Source organism: Vibrio sp. Y51_MX_L26 (assembly GCF_024181935.1).
GTDB classification, from domain to species: domain Bacteria; phylum Pseudomonadota; class Gammaproteobacteria; order Enterobacterales; family Vibrionaceae; genus Vibrio; species Vibrio diabolicus.
In genome coordinates, this window is record NZ_JAMZAS010000003.1 from 345120 (window position 1) to 369510 (window position 24391).

Consider the following 24391-nt stretch of genomic DNA (forward strand, 5'->3'; position numbering starts at 1 on the left):
ATTAAAAACGTCGTTCAAAATAAACCACGTTGCATATTGAAGCTATGGCGAGCGAGATGAAAAATAAACAGAACAAAACAAATGGGAGTAAGAGCACGCTTTGGGTGCAATGCTGAAAATGAATTTTCAGGAATGAGCCAGGCTTTGATTTGCTGGCTCAATATGAATAGAGTGAGGATTACTTCCTAAATTTAGCCAAAATACGATCTAAATGGTTCGCAAATTCGCGGCGATCGGTTTGGGAAAGCGCAGCGGGACCACCAGTCTGAATTCCGCTTGAACGCATGGTTTCCATGAAGTCGCGGATATTTAGACGTGCTTTGATGGTGTCTTTCGTATAAAGCTCGCCACGTGAACTGAGGGCTTGAGCGCCTTTAGAGATGACCTCATCTGCAAGCGGAATATCTGATGTGATCACCAAATCGTTGGCCTCCACACGCTTAACGATTTCGTTGTCAGCGATGTCAAATCCAGCTGGAACTTGCAGCGAGTGGATGTTGTCTCTTTTGGGCACCGGGACAACGTGGTTGGCGACAAACGTACATTCAATCCCCGTGCGTTCGGCGGCACGCACAATGGTTTCGCGGATGACTTTCGGACATGCGTCTGCATCTACCCATAACTTCATGATGACTTCTCACTTAGCTTGGCTTCTAGCTCTTCAATACGAGCCACTAATTTTTTCACCGTGCTTTCTAGCGCTGCAAGACGATCATTATCGGTGTGCGCTTGCGCCGCGACTTCAACCTTGGGAACACGCTGAGCACTTTTCCAACTTTTTATTGCGGTGATTAATGCAGGCATTGGGACGGGCGTTTTCAAGCGTGCTTTCACTAACGCTACGGTTGGTTCTTTTCCTTGTTGTTGCAGTTGTTCCATTACCGCTTCTAATTCTTTAGTAACGTCTTGAGTTAACATTTTTAATCCTTAACAACGATATATCTATCATCATACGTTGAGTCCCCTAATTTGGCGAATAGCAATTTGGAATGTGTGGTGTGAGAGATCTCTTACATGGGTTGTGAGAGAAAACGATTTCGTGAGCGGAAAAATAGAAATTACAAACATCAAGCTATTGATAAATAATGATTTAACAACTATTTAACCAATGTGGCGTATAAATATTTATCTAGTATAGATTGTCAATTTTTAGGAAAGGCGTAAATTGAGAGTTGTCAGCAGGAAGCAGACATGGAACAGGAAAGCACCAAGGATTTGGTTATCGTCAGGAAGACGATTTGGTTGGTCAGGATGATTAATCAAGCATGGAGCGTAGGACATTGTAAGGACACTATCATCAATAGGATGTTGATGACTAAGGATAGACAATGGACCCCTCTAGGATAGAGGTTATGGACAGCGTCAGGAAGATGCAAGGGACACCGCTCAAGGAACAAGTGATGTGTGCTAACGGGGAATGTTAGCTATCAGGATGATAAGGACACCGCTAGGACGGCGACGTAAGGAATAAGCTGACGGAATCAGCCACTATTATGGATGATGCATGGAGCACTTTTAGTAGCCGGACTGCTGCGAGTAAGACCATGACCCCGATACTTATGTGTCGGGGTCTTTCTTATATAAAAAGATACCTAGTCGTTCTCGTTGAATTAAGCACCTCGAGGTGACGTGGGTATATCAATATCACAAAATTTATAAATTCCTAATAACACTTAATAAAAAACAATCCAGATCAATATCCTTTCCAATCAGTTGGTTTAACTTTCGGCTTCTCTACAAGGTGTTATGCCCCGCAGCTATTGAGCATATTCAAGCTCATCGAGTTTGTGATCTGCGGATAAATAAAGTTTGTTGTAATCAAGGAACAGATGTGGCCATAGTAACCAGAAGAATGCTTCTTCTACCCTACAATGAGTCGTTGCAACTAGAGTTCGTCATGCTGAATTGCTGTGCGAAAAACCGTGCTGAAATGAACGGTCCGTATACTGTCGCGTCTGCCAAACAGATGTTTGAGAAAATACTGGATGATGAAAATATTTATAGTATGGCGGTGCTAGAAAGCACCAGTCGTGACTATATGGGGCACGTGTTCATTTCCCATCTCGATTCCGAGCCTGAGTTAGGGTTTATTTTTGATAAATCTTATTGGGGTAAAGGGTTAGCGACAGAAGCTCTAAAAGCGTTTTTCCCAAAGGCGTGCCGTGAGCTGGGGCTACATAAGGTGAAAGCTAATGTGAATAGCAACCATCAAGCTTCTATGGCGGTGCTGAAAAAACTGGGATTTGTTGAAACAAAAGAAAGTAAGGATCTATATGGCCCTTACTTTGAAATGGAATTTACAAGCGATGCGGTGGTAGGTGAAAGTTCTGCGGCCTGAAACCGACCATGGTTAACTCCCCTTGGTAGCAATCGTCACCAAGAGATGAAAACTCAAATTGATACACCGTATGCCAACGCCAGACTCCGTCTGGCGTTTTTAGTTTATGGGCACCAAAGGCGATGCTGATTAATTGGAGATCCAATTGCTCACATTTACGCGTGATTGCCACTTTTGCGAGTTCGGCTTGACGACGTTGTTGCCAAAACAGATAACAGAAAAAGCATAGCCCTAAAATTGCTAAAAGATCACCAATCATCCCTGAACCTTTATTATCCCTTTGTTGCTTGTTGTAAGCTTACTAGCGCGTTTGCTAGTTCTTCAGATGGATTTGAATGTAGCAAGGGCAATAGCACCATTCTTAACTCTGGTAGCATCACTAAATCGGCAAATAACTGATTAAATAGGGCTTGATTACCGGTTTGAGCTAAACGCAGCAAAAACTGTTCTGCTACCTTTTCATTGGCTAGTAAGTGCCAAGCTCGGCCAGCCACGCCAATCAGTACTTCCTGATGGCTTAAACGAGGGCTTTGTAAAATCGCTTCTAACACTGGCGAGACAATGGCTGTTGGTGCGCCAGCCAAAGCTCGGATAAGCGCTGAAAGTAGGAAGAGATCCGGTTCGCTACTTGCGATTTCTTGTTGTGCTTTTTCCGCGATACGTTCTGCTAAACGCTCTTGTAACTCTACATGCTCAAGCGCACCCAACAGAGCATAAAGTGGCTCATTCGGTAGGTGGTTCAACGCTTTGCGTATCATTACCCCGTTTTGCTCTTTGTCCAAACGAGCGGCCATGTCGGTGATCCCTTGCAGACCTACGGTTTGCCAATTGTCCCAGCCTAAACCGCCTGAAAAGTAATGTTGAGTGTGCTCGTAATATTGGCTGGTAGGAAGATCGAGGTTCGCGCGGACCTGGCTATGAAACACGGCCATTTTATCTTCGGAAGGTTTGAAAGTGTATGGGTTATTAGACAGCTTTTGCTGTTGCTCTTCAGAGATATCATCATTGAGGCGTGTTCCCATAGCTTCCACTACGTATTTAATGAAATTACCGATATCCGCTTGCTTTAACAAACCGCGCTCGTCCAATTCAAACTTTAGAAACCAAATCCAAGGTTGCTTTTGTTCATTCCAATAAGCGATGGCAAGGTGTGCTCTACGCTGCATTGGGAATGGGTACGGTGCTTGACCTTTTTCTACATCGGCAAACTCTTTCTTAGCGATGGTTTTGATACGACGACCAAGATCGAAGATTTGATAATCACAGCGGCTGTTGTTCAACAGTTGAGTGAGGGTTTGAATGTTTTCCATTAAATACGACGTCCTAACGTTCTTTTCACAAGAAATGGTATCATTCTCGGCTAATTCAAGGTTCGAGATAGAATTAATGGTAACAAATACTCAATTGGTCGACTTACTTCACCAACTTGAAGCGCAGCTTAAAGAACATAAGTTGTGGCAACACACTAGGCCTTCAGAGCAAGCCTTACAAAGTGTGGAGCCATTTGCGATTGATACACTGCATCCTCATGAGTGGTTGCAGTGGATCTTTATAGACAGAATGCATGCGCTAGTGGAAAACAACCAACCATTGCCAAGAGAGTTTTCTCTCGAGCCCTATTTTTCAGAAGCGTGGAAGCAGGAACCGCAGTTCGCAGAGCTGCTTGTTACAATCCGAACCATTGATGAACTATGTAAGTAACCAAATGTTAGAACAAGAAATAGCGCGATCTTCAGAACCAGTGGAACTGGAGATCGTTTATCAGGATGAATATTTTGTTGCGGTTAACAAGCCTGCTGGCATGCTGGTGCACCGCAGTTGGTTAGATAAACACGAAACTCAGTTTGTCATGCAAACTTTGCGCGACCAAATTGGTCAGCATGTGTTCCCATTGCATCGTCTGGATCGTCCAACATCTGGTGTGCTCGTGTTTGCTTTGTCGAGTGAAGTCGCGTCACAAGTCATGCCGATGTTTGCTGAACATAAAATGGAAAAGACATACCACGCAATAGTACGCGGTTGGATTGAGGAAGAGGGCGTCTTAGATTACGCGCTCAAAGTCGAGTTAGACAAGATTGCGGATAAGTTCGCTTCACAAGAAAAAGAAGCGCAAGAAGCGGTGACGGAATATAAACCGTTGGCTAAGGTGGAAGTTCCCTATTCGACGGGTAAATTTCCTACAACGCGTTATTGCTTAGTTGAGATGAAACCTAAAACGGGGCGTAAGCACCAACTTCGTCGTCATATGGCACATCTACGCCATCCGATCGTGGGTGATACAACGCACGGGGATGGAAAGCACAACAAGCTGTATCGCACAGAGTTTGATTCTCATCGTTTGCTACTGCATGCTTCAGAGTTACGGTTCGTCCATCCATTTACCGATCAAGAGATTGTCATGACGGCCAATATTGATGAGACTTGGCAGCAATTGTTTACTCGATTTGAGTGGGATGAATCGATGATCAACCGATAATCGGCGCAGTTAGATCTAGATAATGATTGAGTACAAATAAAAAGGGTTAGCATCAATGCTAACCCTTTTTTAATATTTAAGACTTAACGTTTTACTTTAGTTTTTCGAGATCCGCCTCGATCTCTGCGATCTTGCTCGAAACAACTTTTTCTAAATGACGAAGGTCTGAGAGAATTTTCTCTTTGACATCAACCTCAGGTTGTTTCGTTGGCTTAGTGATCTTATTCAGTTCATCAATGACCAATGTGAGGTTACGGTTGATTTCCGTTACTTCTTTATATTTGTGACTGCCACTGTCCACAAGAACATTTTTGATTTGGCGCGGGTATTTGAATTTAACGCTTTTGGCGAACAGCTCGCCTTTTTGCTTGTGGAAATATATCTTGAGCACGTCTTTGTGTGCTTCTTGGCGTAGGGAATAACGTTCAATCTGCTTAGGGTCGTGAATACCCAAACCAGTGAGGTGGGGATACATAGGCTACCTCTATTACATCGAATTGATATTGATATAACTGTAGCAGCCTATGTATGAGCTAGATAGCTGATATTTAGCCAAAATGCTTAACTTGTGGGCAAGATCGCTCTCGCCCTGAACCGAAAAGATTGGCAGGTTTGATCTAAGCAGCGACCTCATCAGATAACTTTTCGATCAATCTCTCTCTTAGCTCATCCTGTTGTTCTTCACTTAATCTTCCCCCTGCATCACTGGTTAAAATAAATAAGTCTTCTGCTCGCTCACCAATGGTGGTGATTTTTGCACCATGAAGGTTGATATTTAAATCAGCAAACGTACGGCCTACTTTGGCCAACAGCCCTGGTGTGTCTAGCGCGACAAACTCCATTAAAGTGTGTTTTTTACCTTTGGTTGGTAAGAAGTCGACTTTGGTTTTCACATTAAAGTGCTGAAGTTTGTTCGGAGTACGGCGCGTTTTAATCTTGGTTGGTCGGCCCGCCTCCAGTACATGGGTTAGGTGTTTAATCACCGCCGCGTGACGAGACTCATCGATCGCTTCGCCATGTTGATCGAGTACCATAAAGGTATCAATCACGTGCCCATCTTTGCTGGTCATGATTTGCGCGTCGTGTACATTAAAATTACGCCTATCTAACTCCGCCACGACCGTCGCAAATAAAGCAGGCTGGTCTTTCGTATATACAAACACCTCAGTGCCGCCACGAGTGGCTTTTTTACTGATCAACACCAAAGGCTTAGTCGGATCTTCCATACGAAGTAAGTGTTCGCAGTGCCACGCGATTTGCGTATGGGTATGACGAAGGAAATAGTCAGCTTTGAAGCGTTGCCACAATACTTCAATTTCGCGCGCGGCAAACCCCTCTTTGCGCAACATTGCAGAGGCCATTTGTTGGTTGTGGCGAATTCGCTCACGCACATCGACAGGATTCTCTAGCCCTCTACGTAAAGCACGTTGTGTAGAGTAATACAGCTCTGCGAGTAAGGTTCGTTTCCAAGTATTCCAAAGTTCTGGGTTGGTTGCACAAATATCTGCAACTGTCAGGCACACAAGATAATCGAGAGATTCTTCGTCTCTGACTTTTTTGGCAAATTCGGTAATTACATCGGGATCATAAATGTCTCGGCGCTGTGCGGTGACGGACATTAATAGATGATGCCTTACCAACCAAGCGACAAGTTTGGCCTCGGGCTTTGATAAGCCATGCTCAATACAGAAGTCGTAAGCCTCACCTTCGCCTATAACAGAGTGATCGCCGCCACGTCCTTTACCGATATCGTGGAAAATAGCGGCAATAATCAGCAGTTCTTTCTTTTGCATCCGTGGGTAGACGTCACAACAAATAGGGTGCTTCGCATGATTTTCTGGGTCACTAAAGGTATTAATGTGTTTCAGTAAGCGAATACTGTGCTCATCAACCGTGTAGGCGTGGAATAAGTCAAACTGCATTTGACCAACAATTTGGCTCCATTGCGGTAAATAGGCCGCCATAACCCCTAATCGGTGCATCAGGCTGAATGCTTTATGCAGAGCATTAGGGTGACGACATAACGCCATGAACTTTTCACGCGCAGCAGGAATGGTGTGCAAAAATTTGTTGAGTCGACGGCGCGCGGTGCGCAGCTGACGTAGTGTTGGTGGGCTCACCCCTTCAATGGTTGAGTCGTTCGCGATATGTAAGAACATATCCAGAATAGTTTCTGGGCGAGCTTGAAACAATGCGGGTTTCCGCGCTTCAATCAAAGAGCCACGACGTTGGAAGTCGGCATCGAGAATCTCGGCACTTTCTGTCGCCCCACCATTAATGATCGCTTGATCAAAAAGTTTGAGTAGCATTTTATTGAGCTCTGCCACACGACGAAGTGTGCGGTAGAACTCTTTCATCATCATTTCTACGCCTCGGTTGCCTTCACCGACGTAGCCTAGATTTTCCGCAACTTGTGCTTGATGGGCAAAGGTCAAGCGGTTGTCATAGCGGCGAAGCTCCATGTGCAGAGCGAAACGCACTCGCCAAAGGAAGTCCTGACATTCAACCAATTCTCGGTATTCTGCGTCAGTTAAAAATCCGTATCGGCTCATTTCCAGCAATGACGTGGCACCAAAGTGACGTCGGGCGACCCAGCTTAATGTATGAATATCGCGCAGCCCGCCAGGGGTCGACTTAATGTCTGGTTCTAAGTTGTAGGTCGTATCGTGGTAACGGGCATGGCGTTCGCGCTGCTCTTGAATTTTCGCGCGGTAAAACGTTTCACTTGGCCAAAAGGAGTCTGATAATACGACTTTCTTCAGTGCCTGAAAGGTATCCTCGCTGCCACACAGTAGACGCGCTTCTTGGAGGTTTGTCGCGACCGTTAGATCGGCTTTACCAATTTCAGCACATTCAGTAACGGTGCGAACAGCGTGTCCGACCTCGAGTTTTAAATCCCACAACAGCGTAATGAATTCGCTGATTTTTGCTTCTAACGCGGTCGGCAGTTTATTGTTCGACAGAATCAAAATATCGATATCGGAGAGCGGATGTAGCTCGCCACGCCCATAGCCACCCACGGCAACTAGGGAAATGTTGTAAATATCTTTGAAGCCAAAATGTTGCCACAAACGATTCAGAAGCAGATCCATGTATTCTGCCCTGGCTAAAACCAAGCTTGTTACCGGATGATGATTGAGAAACTCTTGGTTTTGATCGGAGCTAAATTTCTCTAACTCTTGTTTGAGCTCTCCGATATTGATTTGTTCATCGGAAAAGGTAAGAGGGGACTGAAGTGTCATATTTGCCATCCGTGCAAGCTAATCTAGTTACAATCTAACAAATTTGTGGCAGATAAAAAATATCCCCGCCGAAGCAGGGATATAGTAAACAACGAGTGGTCGTCAGCTTTACGCGTTTTTCATTAGGCGAGGAATCGTATCGTCGCTACGAAGCGTCAGTACTTCACAACCTTCTTTTGTTACAACAATGGTATGTTCCCATTGCGCAGAGTTCTTGCCGTCGCCTGTGTAAACGGTCCAATCGTCTTGAGCGTCAACAGAGCAACCAAATTTACCTGCGTTAATCATCGGCTCAATAGTAAAGCACATGCCTTCTTTTAGTACGCGGCGGTCTTTGTTCTTGTAATGAACCACTTGTGGTTCTTCATGGAACTCATCGCCGATACCGTGGCCACAGAAGTCTTTCACAATAGAAAACTTGTTGCGAGGGTTGTTTTTGTTGTTCTCTTTGATGTACTTCTCGATAGCTGTACCGATGTCACCAACTGTTGAACCTGGCTTAACGGTACGCATACCAACATACAGTGCTTCTTGAGCAACCATGCATAGACGTTTGTTTGCAGGTGAAACATCACCGACTAGGAACATCTTAGAAGTGTCACCATGGTAACCTTGAGGACGCACGCTCAGATCCGCATTTTCGTCATTTGGAACGATTACGGTAATATCAACGTTTAAGATGTCGCCATCTTTTAGTACCGCTGGCTTCATTTGACCGTTGCTACCGATTTCGTCTTTTTCTGCTGGAATACCGTGGCATACGATATGGTTGATTGAAGTACAAATCGACTTAGGGAAACCATGGTAATCAAGCGGAGCAGAGTATGCGCCTTTTTCTAGAGCGTACTCATGACAGATTTTGTTCAACTCTTCTGTCGTCACACCAACTTTGATGTGTGGTTCGATCATTTCTAGAATCTCTGCGGCCAGCTTGCCCGCAATGCGCATGCGTTCTATTTCTTCAGCAGTTTTAATCTTGATTGACATTGGCTTTCTCTACTTATTCCTAAGCACGTAAACGTGCGAATGGCCGCATTCTATCAGACATCGGGGCGTTAACCCAAGTTAGATAGGAATATGCATCATTCTTAATTCGATCGTATGTTTAAAGTTTTGCTTATAAATAGGAGAAAGTGGCACGGTGAAGAAATAATTTTTACTAGCCACAGTGAGCTAAAATATGGTATAAAGCGCGCCGGAATAGAGGACTGTTCTCTTCGTTTAGCAAAGCTAAGCGGCGAAGCAAGCTTCATCCGAATAACCTTTTATCTTTAAATCACACACATTCCGTCACATATTCCGGGGTGCTGAGTAGAAGCTTGGTCGGAGTTATGGGGAATGTGGAGGCCTAACCCCATAGAGGAATTTAAAATGGCAACTGTATCAATGCGCGATATGCTAAAAGCTGGTGTTCACTTCGGTCACCAGACTCGTTACTGGAACCCAAAAATGAAGCCATTCATCTTTGGCGCTCGTAACAAAGTTCATATCATCAACCTAGAAAAAACTGTACCAATGTTCAACGACGCTCTAGCTGAACTAGCTAAAGTTGGCGAGAAGAAAGGTAAAGTTCTATTCGTAGGTACTAAGCGCGCTGCATCTGAAGCTGTTAAAGAAGCTGCAATCGCAAGCAACCAGTTTTACGTAAACAACCGCTGGTTAGGCGGTATGCTTACAAACTACAAAACAGTTCGTCAGTCTATCAAGCGTCTAAAAGATCTAGAGACTCAATCTCAAGACGGTACTTTTGACAAACTAACTAAGAAAGAAGCTCTAATGCGTACTCGCGAAATGGAGAAGCTAGAGAAATCTCTTGGTGGTATCAAAGACATGGGCGGCCTACCAGACGCTCTATTCGTAATCGACGCTGATCACGAACACATTGCAATTAAAGAAGCTAACAACCTAGGTATTCCAGTATACGCTGTGGTAGATACTAACTCTAACCCAGACGGCGTTGACTACGTAATCCCAGGTAACGACGACGCGATCCGCGCTGTACAGCTATACCTGAACGCTGCTGCTTCAGCAGTATCTGAAGGTCGTAACAAAGACGTAGCTGCAGTTGCTGAAAAAGACGGTTTCGTAGAAGCTGAATAATAGCGGCTCTGTGTCACACTTGGTCTATGTGAAACCTTTGTGTAGCATAAACTAAGTTATAGTTAGCAATGGGGGCCGACAATGTTAGGCCCCTGTTTTTTACCTTATTTCGAATCAAACGAGGAATACAGAATGGCAACTGTAACTGCTGCTCTAGTTAAAGAACTTCGCGAGCGTACTGGCGCTGGCATGATGGAATGTAAGAAAGCGCTTGTAGAAGCAAACGCTGACATCGAACTAGCAATTGAAAACATGCGTAAATCTGGCGCAGCGAAAGCAGCTAAGAAAGCTGGTAACGTTGCAGCTGAAGGCGCAATCATCATCAAAGAAGAAAACGGCGTTGCTGTTCTTCTTGAAGTTAACTGCCAAACTGACTTCGTTGCTAAAGACGGTAACTTCACTGCATTCGCAGAAGAAGTTGCAGCTGCAGCTCTAGCTTCAAAAGCGACTGTTGAAGAGCTACAAGCACAATTCGAAGACGCACGTGTAGCTCTTGTAGCTAAAATCGGTGAAAACATCACTATCCGTCGCGTAGAATACGTTCAAGGCACTGCAATTGCTTCTTACCGTCACGGTGAGAAAATCGGTGTTGTTGTTGCTGGTGAAGGCGACGCAGAAACTCTTAAGCACGTTGCAATGCACGTTGCTGCTTCTAAGCCTGAGTTCGTTAACCCAGAAGACGTACCAGCTGACGTAGTAGAAAAAGAGAAAGCGGTTCAAGTTGAAATCGCAATGAACGAAGGCAAGCCTGCTGAAATCGCTGAGAAGATGGTTGTTGGCCGCATGAAGAAATTCACTGGCGAGATCTCTCTAACAGGTCAAGCTTTCATCATGGAACCTAAGAAAACTGTAGGTGAAATGCTGAAAGAAAAAGGCGCTTCAGTTTCTACATTCGTTCGCCTAGAAGTAGGTGAAGGTATCGAGAAGAAAGAAGAAATGAGCTTCGCTGAAGAAGTTGCTGCAGCTCAAAAAGGTTAATCCTTAGAGACTGTATAAAGATTAGACCGTAGCCTTGGCTGCGGTCTTTTTATGAGCAGTGAACGATTAGCCGTGATGAATAGCCATAACTGAATTTGTGTCTATTCATGACTGTTAATCAACAACTCTCTTTGGAAGGTAAACTCCATGACTACGAACCCTAAACCAGCGTATCAACGTATTCTATTAAAACTGAGTGGTGAAGCTCTTCAAGGTGAAGACGGTTTTGGTATTGATCCTGCGGTCCTTGATCGCATGGCACAAGAAGTGAAAGAACTGGTTGAACTGGGTGTTCAGGTTGGTGTAGTTATCGGTGGCGGTAACTTGTTCCGTGGTGCAGGCCTTGCTGAAGCTGGTATGAACCGCGTAGTTGGTGACCACATGGGTATGCTTGCTACAGTAATGAATGGCCTAGCGATGCGCGATGCTCTTCACCGTGCATACGTGAATGCGCGCGTTATGTCTGCCATTCCTCTAAAAGGCGTATGTGACGACTATAATTGGGCTGATGCGATCCGTGAGCTTCGCCAAGGCCGTGTTGTCATCTTCTCTGCTGGTACGGGTAACCCGTTCTTTACAACGGATTCTGCTGCTTGCCTACGTGGTATTGAAATCGAAGCGGATGTTGTACTAAAAGCGACGAAGGTTGATGGTGTATTTACTGCTGACCCTGTAGCAAACCCAGACGCAGAGCTGTATGATAAGCTATCTTACGCAGAAGTTCTGGATAAAGAGCTGAAAGTGATGGACTTGGCGGCGTTTACGCTAGCTCGTGACCACAAAATGCCAATCCGCGTATTTAACATGAACAAACCAGGCGCACTACGTCGCGTGGTTATGGGCGAAGCAGAAGGCACGCTAATCAACGAATAAGCTTGTCCCAAGGTGCCACCCAAAGCGTTAGGGTGGCGTTTGCTTTGCTCAACCGTTTTAGGCTTTCTTCAGGAAAGATGACATTTTTAAGGTGAAACTGTGATTAACGAAATCAAAAAAGACGCGCAAGAGCGCATGGATAAAAGCGTTGAAGCGCTTAAGAACAACCTTTCTAAAATTCGTACAGGTCGTGCACACCCAAGCCTACTATCTGGTATTTCTGTAGAATACTACGGTGCAGCAACACCTCTAAACCAAGTAGCAAACGTTATTGCTGAAGATGCGCGTACACTTGCAATCACGGTTTTCGATAAAGAGCTGACCCCGAAAGTAGAAAAAGCGATCATGACGTCTGATCTTGGTCTAAACCCTATGTCTGCTGGTACTATCATCCGTGTTCCACTTCCACCACTAACGGAAGAACGTCGTAAAGACCTAGTTAAGATCGTTCGTGGTGAAGCTGAAGGTGGTCGTGTTGCTGTTCGTAACATCCGTCGTGACGCAAACAACGATCTTAAAGCGCTTCTAAAAGATAAAGAAATCTCTGAAGATGAAGATCGTAAAGCACAAGACGAAATTCAAAAACTAACTGACGTTGCAGTTAAGAAGATCGATGAAGTTCTTGCTGCAAAAGAAAAAGAGTTGATGGAAGTTTAATACTCCCACACACATCACTGTTGGAAAACGCTGTGCTCACAGCTCAGCGTTTTTTTATGTTAGTCTATCCAACTGATGGAACTCAATTAACTCCCTATGCAAAATTCTCAAGCCTTCTCTGATTCCCTTCCTAAGCATATTGCCATCATTATGGACGGTAATGGCCGTTGGGCTAAGTCCAAAGGAAAACCTCGCGTATTTGGTCACAAAAAAGGTGTTAATGCCGTTCGTAAGACCGTGGCTGCTGCTTCAAAGCTTGGCATTAAAGCCATGACGCTATTTGCTTTTAGTAGTGAAAACTGGCGTCGTCCGGAGGAAGAAGTGGGTCTTTTGATGGAACTGTTTATCACGGTCCTGTCTAGTGAAGTAAAAAAACTACACAAAAATAATTTACGGTTGCGCGTGATCGGTGATACCAGTCGATTTAGTGAGCGTCTACAAAAGAAGATTGTAGAAGCTGAAAATCTAACGGCAGGTAACACGGGGATGGTGATCAACATTGCAGCCAATTATGGCGGTAAGTGGGACATCACAGAAGCGGCCAAAACGTTAGCGTTAAAAGCACGTAACGGTGAGATTCGTGTAGAGGATATCAATGAGCAGCTAATCACTGAGCATTTGACCATGGCAGACTTACCTGAAGTGGATCTTTTGATTCGTACCAGTGGAGAGTGTCGCATCAGCAACTTTATGTTGTGGCAAATGGCTTATGCAGAAATGTACTTTACACCCGAGTATTGGCCGGAATTCGACGAAGACAGCTTAGTTGAAGCTGTAACTTGGTTTATCAATCGAGAACGTCGTTTTGGCTGTACAGGTGAACAAATAAAGGCATTGATGGCAGCTCAATAAGGACTAGTTAGTTTGAAACAGAGAATAATAACAGCACTAATTTTAGCTCCCCTGGTTATTTTAGGCATTTTTAAATTACCCCTAATGGGCTTTATTGCCGCTTTAACTGCAATTACCCTATTAGGTTTTTGGGAGTGGACTCAATTTACAGGAAGCAACTCTCGCTTTGCTGCCCTCGTTCCGGCAGTCATTGTTACCGGACTTAGTTTTCTATATATTTCGCCTGACGCACATAGCCTCAACCATTTAGCAACGCCTCATTATGTTGTGCTGGGCCTTGGTTTTGTTTGGTGGATTATTGCTAGCTTAATGGCGATTACTTATCCCAAAACAACGAAATCTTGGCAAAATAATTTTGTTTTACGCCATGTGTTTGGTTTTCTGACATTAATTCCATTCCTTTGGAGTGTAGTTATTCTTAGAGCTCATGACATTACGGTAGATCCATACCACGGAGCAAAGCTCGTGTTATACGTTTGTTTCTTGGTATGGGCTGCAGATAGCGGTGCTTACTTTGCAGGCAAAAGCTTAGGCAAACGCAAGATGGCGCCACATGTCAGTCCGAATAAAACCATTGAAGGGCTTATTGGCGGCATTATCACGGCATTGATCGTGGCGTGGGCATTTGCTGATTGGTTCGATATTCAGTTCACCAGTCCTGTCCATATGGTGTTGATTACGTTGGTTACTGTTGTTATATCAGTGCTCGGCGATCTGGTGGAAAGTATGTTCAAGCGTGTCTCAGGCATTAAAGACAGCAGCAACATTATCCCAGGACATGGCGGTGTGCTCGATCGTATTGACAGCCTAACCGCAGCATTCCCAGTTTTTGCTCTTCTTTACTACGTATTCTAATTTATCAGGAGCGGCATTGTCGCTCCTGAGCTTTCTAACGGTCTTACAACATGCAAAAGTTAACGATTCTTGGTGCTACTGGATCTATTGGTGCAAGCACGCTTAAAGTGGTCGAACAAAACCCAGAGCTGTTTTCTGTCGTTGCCTTAGCGGCAAGCACCAACGTTGAAAAGATGATCGGGCTATGTCGTCAGTGGCAACCTAAATACGCGGTAATGGCGGACAAAGCCGCAGCGATTCAACTCCAATCTGAGTTACATTTGGTTTCGCCAAACACCGAAGTATTAGGTGGTGTGGATGCTCTATGCCATATTGCTTCATTGGACGAAGTTGACAGTGTGATGGCTGCTATTGTCGGAGCGGCTGGTCTACTGCCTACCATGGCTGCTGTGAAAGCTGGTAAGCGAGTATTGTTGGCAAATAAAGAAGCACTGGTCATGTCAGGCCAGTTATTTATTGATGCCGTAGAAGAGTTTGGTGCGGAGCTACTTCCCGTCGATAGTGAACACAATGCTATTTTCCAGTGCTTACCACAGCAAGTACAAACCAATTTAGGTCGTTGTAATTTACAAGAACATGGCATTTCTCATATTTTGCTGACTGGTTCTGGTGGTCCTTTCCGTTACACTGACATCGCAGAACTGGAAAAGGTGACTCCTGAACAGGCGATCGCCCATCCAAACTGGTCGATGGGACCAAAGATTTCCGTTGACTCAGCCACGATGATGAACAAAGGCCTGGAGTATATCGAAGCTAAATGGTTGTTTAATGCGGCTCGCGAGCAGCTAAAGGTTATTATTCATCCGCAGTCTGTTATTCATTCAATGGTTCAATACCGCGATGGTTCGGTTTTGGCACAAATGGGTGAGCCGGATATGGCGACCCCTATTGCACTGACTATGTCATACCCATCAAGGGTTGAAGCTGGGGTTAAGCCACTAGACTTCACGCAAATTGGCGAATTGACGTTTTTGCAACCTGATTTTGCTCGTTACCCATGCTTAAAACTAGCAATTGACGCTTGTTATGAAGGTCAACATGCAACAACGGCACTGAATGCAGCGAATGAAGTCGCTGTTGATGCATTTTTAAATAACAGCCTAGGTTTTACGGATATCGCTCGCATCAATGAGTCTGTGTTGAATAAAATCAATGCAAGCTGCAAAGCTGAGAATGCGAATAGCTTGGAAAGCTTGTTAGAGCTAGATAGAATGGCACGAACTATTGCCCTAGAAACCATACGCGAGCGTAGCTGATGACTGGTATATTGTGGAATCTCATTTCTTTTATCGTCGCACTAGGCATTCTTGTCGCAGTGCACGAGTTTGGGCACTTTTGGGTTGCTCGCCGTTGCGGCGTGAAAGTTGAAAAGTTTTCAATCGGTTTCGGCAAGTCTATCTGGAGTAAGGTAGGCAAAGACGGAACGGAGTACAGCATCTCAATGATCCCTCTCGGCGGCTATGTAAAAATGGTTGATAGCCGTGTTGATGAGGTGCCAGAACATGAGAAGCACTTAGCGTTTGATAAGAAGCCGCTATGGAAGCGAACCTCTATTGTTGCGGCAGGCCCTGTCTTTAACTTCCTTTTCGCAATTTTCGCCTATTGGCTCGTATTTCTTATTGGTATCCCAGCAGTTAAGCCAGTAATTGGTGAAGTTACGCCCAATTCGATCGTCGCAGAAGCCGGAATTGAATCAGGAATGGAACTTAAATCGATATCTGGTATCAAAACTCCGGATTGGGAATCGGTAAATATGGGATTGATTTCTCATATTGGCGATGATTTGATGACAGTAACACTGACGTCAGCGAATGAAGTTGGTTCAGAAGTAACGAAAACGCTCGATCTGCGCGAATGGGAGTTCGACCCTGAAACTCAGTCTGCGATGCAGTCATTAGGTTTTGCGCCGTATACACCGGAGGTGTATCGCGTTATCGAACAGGTTTCGCAAGGTGGAGCGGCGGAAAAAGCAGGTGTGCTTCCAGGTGATGAGATTGTCGCTATTGGTGAACAACGCGTCACGGAGTGGAAGCAGGTTGTTGAAGCGGTTCGCTCTAATCCTGATACACCGATTGAATTAACGGTATTGCGTCAGGGCTATGAGCAAACATTAACGCTGACGCCTGGTAGCCGTGAGCTAGCTAACAAAGAAGTCGTTGGTTTTGCAGGTATTGCACCTAAAGTCGCAGAATGGCCAGAAAGTTATCGCTTCGACCTTCAGTTTGGTGTATTCGAGTCAGTAGGTAAGGCGGTAGACAAAACCGGCCAAGTCATTGGCTTGACAATCAGCATGCTTAAGAAACTGATTGTTGGTGACGTTGGTCTGAATAATCTGAGTGGTCCAATATCAATAGCCAAAGGCGCAGGTGCGACGGCTGATTATGGCTTGGTCTACTTTTTAGGTTTTCTCGCTCTAATTAGTGTTAACCTAGGTATTATTAATCTCGTTCCTTTACCAATGTTGGATGGCGGTCATTTGTTGTTTTTTGCAATTGAAGCAGTCATTCGACGTCCCGTTCCTGAGAGAGTGCAGGAAATGGGTTTTAGAATTGGTGGTGCGATCATCTTCTCGCTCATGGCGTTAGCGCTATTTAATGATTTTACTCGTCTGTGATAGTTCAGAGACAAAAGCAGTAGCAAGGAATAATTAGAACAAGTATGGCGATTAAGCGAATTCTATTTGCAAGTTTACTGGCGACCAGTGTATCTGCAAATGGAGCAGAGAACTTCGTAGTTCAAGATATTGAAATCGATGGATTGCAGCGTGTAGCACTGGGTGCTGCGTTGTTGAAAATGCCTGTACGTGTCGGTGATACCATTGGCCAAGGCGATGTTGCAGAGATTATCCGTGCACTGTATGCATCTGGTAACTTTGAAGATGTGAAAGTGTTACGTGACGGCGGCGTTCTGATGGTTCAAGTCAAAGAACGTCCTACCATTGCCAGCATCTCATTTTCTGGTAACAAAGCAATCAAGGACGAGCAGCTACAAGAAAACCTGAACGCATCTGGCGTTCGTGAAGGCGAAGCGCTTGACCGCACCACGCTAAGCAACATTGAAAAAGGCTTAGAAGACTTTTACTACAGCGTAGGTAAATACAACGCCACAGTAAAAGCTGTGGTGACTCCACTGCCACGTAACCGTTCTGACCTAAAGTTTGTCTTTACTGAAGGCGTGTCGGCAAAAATTCAGCAAATCAATTTTATCGGCAATGAAGTTTTCAGCGATGAGGACCTTCTTTCTCGTTTTAACTTGAATGTTGATGTGCCGTGGTGGAATTTCCTGTCTGACGAAAAGTACCAAAAACAAGTGCTTGCAGGTGATATTGAAGCGCTCAAATCATTCTATCTGGACCGCGGTTACTTAAAATTTAACGTTGATTCGACACAAGTTGCAATCTCTCCTGACAAGAAAGGGGTATACATTACTCTTGGCTTAGAAGAGGGAGAGGTTTATACCGTCAAGGATGTAAAGTTCCGTGGTGATTTGATTGGTGAGGAAGCGACGTTCGAACGACTTGTACCATTTGAAGACAATGAGACGTACAACGGCTCGTTGGTCACTTCAATGGAAGAGGGTATTAAACGTGTGCTTGGTGAGTCCGGCTACGCTTATCCTCAAGTGAATACCATTCCTGAGTTTGACGATGAGAATCAAGAAGTATCTTTGGTCGTTAACGTCGATCCAGGTAACCGAATTTACGTTCGTGATATCCGCTTCACGGGTAACAACTCAACCAAAGATGAAGTCCTTCGTCGTGAAATGCGTCAGATGGAAGGCAGTTGGTTAAACTCGAAATCGATTGAAACGGGTAAAACTCGTCTAAACCGTTTGGGCTACTTTGAAAATGTTGAAGTACAGACGGTTCGAGTTCCTGGTAGTGATGATCAAGTTGACCTAGTTTACTCTGTCAAAGAAGCGAACTCTGGTAGCGTTAACTTCGGTGTTGGCTACGGTACAGAATCGGGTGTGAGCTTCCAGGTTGGCCTGCAACAAGATAACTTTATTGGTAGCGGTAACCGTGTTGGTATCAACGCGATGATGAATGACTACCAGAAAAACATCAGTCTAGATTACCGAGACCCGTACTGGAACTTAGACGGTGTTAGCTTAGGTGGTAAGGTCTTCTACAACGAATTTGAAGCGAAAGAAGCTAATATCGTTGACTATACCAACGAAAGCTATGGCGCGAGCTTAACGTGGGGCTTCCCATTCGATGAGCTGAACCGTTTTGAATTCGGTGTCGGTTATACGCACAACAAGATCGGTAACTTATCGCCTTACTTGCAGGTAGAGCAGTTCTTACGAGCACAAGCAGACAACATTGATTCTAGTGGAGCGTTGAACACGAACGACTTCGATTTCAATATCTCTTGGACACGTAATAACTTAAACCGTGGCTACTTCCCTACGGCAGGTAACCATCAGCGTGCATTCTATAAAATGACCGTACCTGGCTCTGACGTTCAATACTTCAAAATGCAGTACGATGTTCGTCAGTATGTGCCATTGACTAAAAAGCACGAGTTTACCCTCTTGTTCCGTGGCCGCTTAGGTTACGGTAATGGTTACGGTCAAACAGATGGTAACGATAACTTGTTCCCATTCTACGAAAACTACTACGCAGGTGGCTTTACATCGCTTCGTGGCTTTGGCTCAAACTCTGTTGGTCCTAAAGCGGTTTACCGTGATACATCTGGTTCAAACAATGGCGCAGATACAGCAACAGATGACTCTGTTGGTGGTAACGCCGTAGCGCTAGCAAGTGTTGAGTTGATTGTCCCAACACCATTTGCATCAGAAGAAGTACAAAACCAAATTCGTACCAGTATCTTCTTTGATATGGCAAGTGTTTGGGATACGGAGTTTGACTACCGCGATTCAGGTGCGGAATATGGTGACCGTTACTACTACGATTACTCAGATCCAACCAACTACCGCTCTTCTTACGGTGCGGCGTTGCAGTGGATGTCTCCAATGGGGCCACTAGTCTTCTCACTAGCGAAACCAATTAAGAAATTTGATGGCGATGATGAAGAGTTCTTCACATTCACTATCGGTAGAACTTTCTAAAGAGGAAAATATTTTGAATAAAATGATCAAAGCGGCTGGGATTGGCCTTCTTGTACTGAGCTCTTCAATGTTTGCAAATGCGGCAGAAGCTGCACAGAAAATTGCTTATGTAAATACAGCTCAAGTTTTCCAAGCTCTTCCTCAACGTGAAGTTGTACTACAAAAAATGCAGAAAGACTTCAAAAGCAAAGCTGATGAACTGAAGTCAATCCAAGCGCAAGCTAAAACAAAGATCGAAAAGCTACAACGTGACGGTGAGCTTTTGGGTCAAGACGAAGTTGAAAAGCTACGTATCGATATCGCGAAGCTAGACAGCGAGTACAAAGTGAAAGCACAAGCACTTGAAAAAGCAAGTGCGCGTCGTGAAGCTGAAGAAAAAGCGAAGCTTTTCAAAACGATTCAAGATGCAGTTAAGAAAGTCGCAGACAAAAATGGTTACGATCTTGTGATTGATATCTCTGCTTTGCAGTACGGCAAGCCAGAATACAATATCTCTGAAGACGTAATTAAAGCTCTAAAATAAGAAGTTATGAAGACATTAACATTAGCCGAATTGGCGACAATTACCGGGGGTGAGCTGTTTGGTGACGAGTCTCTCGTTGTAAGCCGTGTTGCCCCAATGGATAAAGCACAAGAAGGTGACGTAACCTTCTTGTCTAACCCAAAATACGCAAAACACCTTTCTGAGTGCCAAGCTACCGTTGTTATGGTAAAGGCTGAGCATAAAGATCAATGCGTTGGAAATGCGCTAGTGGTTTCAGACCCTTATGTCGCATTTGCTCGTGTGGTCCAAGCGATGGATACCACACCAAAACCGGCAGACGATATTGCACCAAGTGCTGTGATTGCCGCTGACGTTAAAATGGGTGAGAACGTTACAATCGGCGCTAATGCCGTGATTGAAACGGGCGTGGAACTCGGCGACAACGTAAGTGTTGGTGCTGGTTGTTTTATCGGTAAGAACGCCAAGCTAGGGAATAACACCAAGCTTTGGGCTAATGTCACTATCTACCATGAAGTGTCATTGGGTGATGACTGTCTCGTTCAATCGGGTACCGTCATTGGCTCTGATGGCTTCGGTTATGCGAATGACAAAGGCGAGTGGATCAAAATCCCTCAGCTTGGTTCAGTGCGTATCGGTAACCGCGTTGAGATTGGTGCTTGTACTACGATTGACCGCGGTGCACTCGAAGATACTATCATTGAAGACAATGTCATTCTGGATAACCAACTTCAAATCGCGCACAACGTGCAGATCGGATATGGTACCGTGATGCCTGGTGGTACTATTGTCGCGGGCAGTACAAAAATTGGTAAGTACTGCCAGATTGGCGGCGCGTCTGTTCTGAATGGCCATATCACTATCGCAGATGGTGTGGCGATTACAGGTATGGGCATGGTAATGCGCAGTATCGAAGAAAAAGGCCTTTACTCATCAGGTATTCCACTACAAACGAACAGAGAGTGGCGTAAAACTGCAACTCGAGTTCACCGTATTGATGAGATGAATAAGCGCCTGAAAGCGGTTGAAAAACAGCTGGAACAGAAAGAAAAAATTTAGAACAAGTTATCTTTCGCTCTGTATTTAACGTGAAAGCTAACAGGCTCTAGTTCCATATTCTGTACGAAGACTCGCGAAATGCGGGTCTTTTTCTTCTATAATGACGCGCTCTAAGTAGATTTAACTCCAAGATGGTGCGTATTTTGCTAGTATATTGCAAAGCGATTCGGCTTTACGACCTATTGCCACGTTTGCCATCTTGGCGGCAAAAAATTGATATAGGAAGACGACTTTGACTACTGAAAAGAAAACGATGAACATCTCTGAAATTCAAGAGCTACTACCTCATCGCTACCCATTCTTATTGATCGACCGAGTGATAGACTTCCAAGAAGAGAAGTACCTTCACGCGATTAAAAACGTGTCGGTTAACGAACCTCAGTTCACAGGTCACTTTCCTCAACTACCAGTATTCCCAGGTGTTTTGATTTTAGAAGCAATGGCTCAGGCAACAGGCTTACTTGCATTTAAATCATTTGGTGCACCAACAGAAAATGAACTGTACTACTTTGCAAGCGTAGACGGCGCGAAATTCCGTAAACCAGTGGTTCCGGGCGACCAATTGGTTATTGAGGTAGAATTTCTGAAAGAACGTCGCGGCATTGCTGCATTTAGCGGTGTAGCAAAAGTTGACGGCGAAGTGGTATGTTCTGCAGAACTGAAGTGTGCTCGTCGAGAGTTTTAATATGATTCATGAAACCGCTAAAATCCACCCGGCTGCGGTGGTAGAAGAGGGCGCCAAAATTGGTGCTAACGTAACAGTAGGTCCTTTTACGTACATCACCTCTACGGTTGAAATTGGTGAAGGCACAGAAGTGATGTCTCACGTTGTGATCAAAGGTCACACGACTATTGGCAAAGATAACCGTATTTTCCCGCATGCTGTCATTGGCGAAGAAAACCAAGACAAAAAATACGGTGGTGAAGACACAACTGTGGTTATCGGTGATCGTAACGTCATTCGTGAAGCGGTCCAAGTTCACCGCGGCACAGTGCAGGACAAAGCAACCACGATCATTGGTGATGACAACTTATTGTGTGTGAATGCACACGTTGCGCATGATGTTGTTATTGGTAACCACACTCATATCGGTAATAACTCGATTCTTGGTGGTCACGTTACTGTTGATGATTATGCTGGTGTGATGGCACTGTCTGCGATTCACCCGTTTTGTACAGTGGGCGCTTACGCGTACATTGGCGGCTGCTCAGCAGTGGTGCAAGATGTCCCAGCTTACGTACTCGCGCAAGGTAACCACGCAACACCTTTCGGCTTGAACCTTGTTGGCTTGAAGCGTAATGGTTTTGAGAAACCAGAGATTCGTGCGCTGCAAAAAGCGTATAAAGAAATCTACCGTTCAGGTAAGACGCTAGAAGAAGTGAAGCCTATTCTGGCTGAAATGGCTCAAGATTGGCCGGCTGTGAAGCGTTTCTCAGATATTCTGGAAACGACGGAACGTGGCATTATTCGTTAATTGGCGAATGAACCAATAAATAAAAAGATCGTGACCGAATTTGAGGTTACGATCTTTTTGTGTTTTATGGATAAGGCAAACCGTTATCCATAGCGCACAGGAAAAATAGCGAAGTAGATATGGAAAGACCATTACGTATTGGCATCATTGCCGGAGAATTGTCTGGCGATACGCTAGGTGAAGGCTTTATCAAAGCAGTAAAGCAACAATATTCAGACGCAGAGTTTGTAGGCATTGGCGGTCCGAAAATGATAGCCCAAGGTTGCGAGTCTCTGTTTGATATGGAAGAGCTTGCGGTGATGGGGTTAGTCGAGGTTTTAGGCCGCTTACCGAGACTTCTTAAAGTGAAAGCTGAGCTCGTTCAGTATTTTACTCAGAATCCGCCTGATGTTTTCATCGGGATCGATGCTCCTGACTTCAACTTACGTCTAGAACTTGACCTCAAGCAAGCGGGCATTAAAACCGTTCATTACGTGAGTCCGTCTGTTTGGGCTTGGCGTCAGAAGCGCATCTTTAAAATAGAAGCGGCAACGAACTTGGTGTTAGCATTTCTTCCTTTTGAAAAAGCGTTCTACGACAAATTTAATGTGCCTTGCGAGTTCATTGGTCATACCTTGGCTGATTCCATCCCACTTGAATCAGAACAAGTGCCTGCACGTGAGTTGCTTGGTTTAGAACAAGATAAAAAGTGGCTTGCTGTCCTGCCAGGCAGTCGTGGTAGCGAGTTAAAAATGCTCTCTGAGCCATTTATTGAAACCTGCAAGTTACTTCATAAAAAATTTCCAGAACTGGGGTTTGTTGTCGCACTTGTTAATCAAAAACGCCGTGAGCAGTTTGAACAAGCATGGAAAGAGCTCGCACCAGAGTTGGACTTCAAGTTAGTTGATGACACCGCACGTAACGTCATCACCGCATCCGATGCAGTGATGCTGGCCTCTGGTACCGTAGCGTTGGAGTGTATGCTTCTCAAGCGTCCAATGGTGGTGGGTTATCGTGTGAATGCATTTACCGCTTTCTTAGCTAAACGTCTATTGAAAACGAAGTATGTGTCATTGCCGAATATCTTGGCGGATGATGAGCTCGTCAAAGAATATCTACAAGATGAGTGCACACCAGACAATTTGTTTACTGAGGTTTCTCGCTTATTGGAAAGCGACAATAAACCGATGTTAGATAAGTTTACGGAAATGCATCATTGGATCCGTAAAGATGCGGATCAACAAGCCGCAAACGCGGTTCTAAAACTGATTGAAAAATAGAGATTTATCATGGCTGTTAAACCAAAAGCGACCAAAACCAAAGTTGAACTCCCTCCGTTTGAATATCCACAAGGTTATCAGTTTGTGGCCGGAGTCGACGAGGTAGGACGTGGCCCTTTGGTGGGAGACGTCGTCACCGCTGCGGTTATCCTTGATCCTAACAATCCTATTGAAGGTTTGAACGATTCGAAAAAATTGACCGAAAAGAAACGCATGGCGCTGATTCCTGAAATCAAAGAAAAAGCTTTGGCGTGGGCGGTCGGACGTTGTTCTCCTGAAGAAATCGATCAACTGAATATTTTGCAGGCGACTATGGTTGCGATGCAGCGCGCAGTGGCGGGGTTACAGGTTCAACCTGATTTGGTGTTGATTGACGGTAACCGTTGTCCGGAGCTGCCAATGGATGCTCAAGCTGTAGTAAAAGGCGATCTACGTGTTGCCGAAATCAGTGCGGCTTCCATTATTGCCAAAGTCGTGCGTGACCAAGAGATGGAAGAGTTGGATAAACTTCATCCACAATTTGGCTTCGCGAAGCACAAAGGTTACCCAACTAAAGCGCACTTTGAAGCGATTGAGCAACACGGAGTGATTAGTGAACACCGCAAGAGTTTCAAGCCAGTAAAAAAAGCGTTAGGCATAGAATAATCAAACG

General features: G+C 44.8%; 25 protein-coding genes. 18 read left to right on the forward strand and 7 right to left on the reverse strand.

Features of this window, described 5'->3' with window-relative positions; all coding sequences use genetic code 11:
* Positions 1–178: 178 nt before the first annotated feature.
* Positions 179–628, reverse strand: a complete 450-nt coding sequence (locus NL645_RS10200; RefSeq protein ID WP_012841495.1) for a YaiI/YqxD family protein — start codon at positions 626–628, stop codon at positions 179–181.
* Positions 625–918 (reverse strand): hypothetical protein, encoded by a 294-nt coding sequence (locus NL645_RS10205; RefSeq protein WP_012841496.1) that lies wholly within the window; start codon positions 916–918, stop codon positions 625–627. The genes NL645_RS10200 and NL645_RS10205 overlap by 4 nt, the downstream gene beginning before the upstream one ends.
* A 934-nt stretch (positions 919–1852) precedes the next feature.
* Between NL645_RS10205 and NL645_RS10210 the strand changes: the two genes are divergently transcribed.
* The gene (locus NL645_RS10210) at positions 1853–2338 is read left to right on the forward strand and encodes a GNAT family N-acetyltransferase (protein ID WP_080936742.1); all 486 of its coding nucleotides are present in this window, start codon (positions 1853–1855) and stop codon (positions 2336–2338) included.
* On the opposite strand, the gene NL645_RS10215 is transcribed toward NL645_RS10210, so the two are convergent.
* Both NL645_RS10215 and NL645_RS10220 read right to left on the reverse strand, forming a co-directional pair.
* Entirely contained in the window at positions 2298–2597 is a 300-nt protein-coding gene (locus NL645_RS10215) for a DUF3301 domain-containing protein (protein ID WP_012841498.1), read from the reverse strand. The genes NL645_RS10210 and NL645_RS10215 overlap by 41 nt on opposite strands.
* Positions 2598–2610: 13 nt before the next feature.
* Complete coding sequence (locus NL645_RS10220) at positions 2611–3648, reverse strand: DUF3549 family protein (protein WP_253651660.1); 1038 nt, start codon at positions 3646–3648, stop codon at positions 2611–2613.
* Positions 3649–3724: 76 nt separating this feature from the next.
* Between NL645_RS10220 and NL645_RS10225 the strand changes: the two genes are divergently transcribed.
* Together NL645_RS10225 and truC are read left to right on the forward strand one after the other, a co-directional pair.
* Positions 3725–4039, forward strand: coding sequence for a YqcC family protein (locus NL645_RS10225; protein ID WP_253651661.1), 315 nt, complete (start codon positions 3725–3727; stop codon positions 4037–4039).
* 4 nt (positions 4040–4043) lie between these two features.
* Positions 4044–4814: a tRNA pseudouridine(65) synthase TruC gene (gene truC / locus NL645_RS10230; protein ID WP_046874970.1), complete on the forward strand. Its 771-nt coding sequence runs from the start codon at positions 4044–4046 to the stop codon at positions 4812–4814.
* Between the two features lie 91 nt (positions 4815–4905).
* On the opposite strand, the gene NL645_RS10235 is transcribed toward truC, so the two are convergent.
* The 3 genes from NL645_RS10235 to map form a co-directional block, all read right to left on the reverse strand.
* The gene (locus NL645_RS10235) at positions 4906–5289 is read right to left on the reverse strand and encodes a DUF3461 family protein (RefSeq protein ID WP_005380322.1); all 384 of its coding nucleotides are present in this window, start codon (positions 5287–5289) and stop codon (positions 4906–4908) included.
* Positions 5290–5431: 142 nt separating this feature from the next.
* On the reverse strand, positions 5432–8056 hold the full coding sequence (gene glnD / locus NL645_RS10240) for a bifunctional uridylyltransferase/uridylyl-removing protein GlnD (protein ID WP_253651662.1): 2625 nt from the start codon (positions 8054–8056) through the stop codon (positions 5432–5434).
* Between the two features lie 108 nt (positions 8057–8164).
* Positions 8165–9043, reverse strand: coding sequence for a type I methionyl aminopeptidase (gene map, locus NL645_RS10245; RefSeq protein WP_005380326.1), 879 nt, complete (start codon positions 9041–9043; stop codon positions 8165–8167).
* 384 nt (positions 9044–9427) lie between these two features.
* Here map and rpsB point away from each other — a divergent pair, with 384 nt between their 5' ends.
* From rpsB to rnhB, 15 genes are all read left to right on the forward strand, one after another.
* Positions 9428–10156, forward strand: coding sequence for a 30S ribosomal protein S2 (rpsB, locus tag NL645_RS10250; protein WP_012841501.1), 729 nt, complete (start codon positions 9428–9430; stop codon positions 10154–10156).
* Between the two features lie 132 nt (positions 10157–10288).
* Positions 10289–11134: a translation elongation factor Ts gene (gene tsf, locus NL645_RS10255; RefSeq protein WP_012841502.1), complete on the forward strand. Its 846-nt coding sequence runs from the start codon at positions 10289–10291 to the stop codon at positions 11132–11134.
* 147 nt (positions 11135–11281) lie between these two features.
* Complete coding sequence (pyrH, locus tag NL645_RS10260) at positions 11282–12007, forward strand: UMP kinase (RefSeq protein WP_005380329.1); 726 nt, start codon at positions 11282–11284, stop codon at positions 12005–12007.
* 99 nt (positions 12008–12106) lie between these two features.
* Positions 12107–12664 (forward strand): ribosome recycling factor, encoded by a 558-nt coding sequence (frr, locus tag NL645_RS10265; RefSeq protein ID WP_005380330.1) that lies wholly within the window; start codon positions 12107–12109, stop codon positions 12662–12664.
* Between the two features lie 96 nt (positions 12665–12760).
* On the forward strand, positions 12761–13516 hold the full coding sequence (locus NL645_RS10270) for an isoprenyl transferase (protein WP_006741661.1): 756 nt from the start codon (positions 12761–12763) through the stop codon (positions 13514–13516).
* 12 nt (positions 13517–13528) lie between these two features.
* Positions 13529–14371, forward strand: coding sequence for a phosphatidate cytidylyltransferase (locus NL645_RS10275; RefSeq protein ID WP_046875500.1), 843 nt, complete (start codon positions 13529–13531; stop codon positions 14369–14371).
* A gap of 50 nt (positions 14372–14421) precedes the next feature.
* The gene (ispC, locus tag NL645_RS10280) at positions 14422–15627 is read left to right on the forward strand and encodes a 1-deoxy-D-xylulose-5-phosphate reductoisomerase (protein WP_109169611.1); all 1206 of its coding nucleotides are present in this window, start codon (positions 14422–14424) and stop codon (positions 15625–15627) included.
* Positions 15627–16985, forward strand: a complete 1359-nt coding sequence (gene rseP, locus NL645_RS10285; RefSeq protein ID WP_253651663.1) for a sigma E protease regulator RseP — start codon at positions 15627–15629, stop codon at positions 16983–16985. Before ispC ends, rseP begins: the two co-directional genes overlap by 1 nt.
* A gap of 44 nt (positions 16986–17029) precedes the next feature.
* Positions 17030–19444 carry an outer membrane protein assembly factor BamA gene (gene bamA, locus NL645_RS10290; protein ID WP_006741664.1) on the forward strand — a complete coding sequence of 805 codons (2415 nt, stop codon included), beginning with the start codon at positions 17030–17032 and terminating at the stop codon, positions 19442–19444.
* A 13-nt stretch (positions 19445–19457) separates the two neighbouring features.
* Positions 19458–19967 (forward strand): OmpH family outer membrane protein, encoded by a 510-nt coding sequence (locus tag NL645_RS10295; protein WP_005391804.1) that lies wholly within the window; start codon positions 19458–19460, stop codon positions 19965–19967.
* A gap of 6 nt (positions 19968–19973) precedes the next feature.
* Positions 19974–21005, forward strand: a complete 1032-nt coding sequence (gene lpxD, locus NL645_RS10300) for a UDP-3-O-(3-hydroxymyristoyl)glucosamine N-acyltransferase (protein ID WP_253651664.1) — start codon at positions 19974–19976, stop codon at positions 21003–21005.
* Between the two features lie 232 nt (positions 21006–21237).
* Complete coding sequence (gene fabZ, locus NL645_RS10305) at positions 21238–21690, forward strand: 3-hydroxyacyl-ACP dehydratase FabZ (RefSeq protein ID WP_005380349.1); 453 nt, start codon at positions 21238–21240, stop codon at positions 21688–21690.
* 1 nt (position 21691) lies between these two features.
* Positions 21692–22480, forward strand: coding sequence for an acyl-ACP--UDP-N-acetylglucosamine O-acyltransferase (lpxA, locus tag NL645_RS10310; protein ID WP_167426314.1), 789 nt, complete (start codon positions 21692–21694; stop codon positions 22478–22480).
* A gap of 119 nt (positions 22481–22599) precedes the next feature.
* On the forward strand, positions 22600–23739 hold the full coding sequence (lpxB, locus tag NL645_RS10315) for a lipid-A-disaccharide synthase (RefSeq protein WP_253651665.1): 1140 nt from the start codon (positions 22600–22602) through the stop codon (positions 23737–23739).
* 9 nt (positions 23740–23748) lie between these two features.
* Entirely contained in the window at positions 23749–24384 is a 636-nt protein-coding gene (gene rnhB, locus NL645_RS10320; RefSeq protein ID WP_253651666.1) for a ribonuclease HII, read from the forward strand.
* Positions 24385–24391 lie beyond the last annotated feature (7 nt).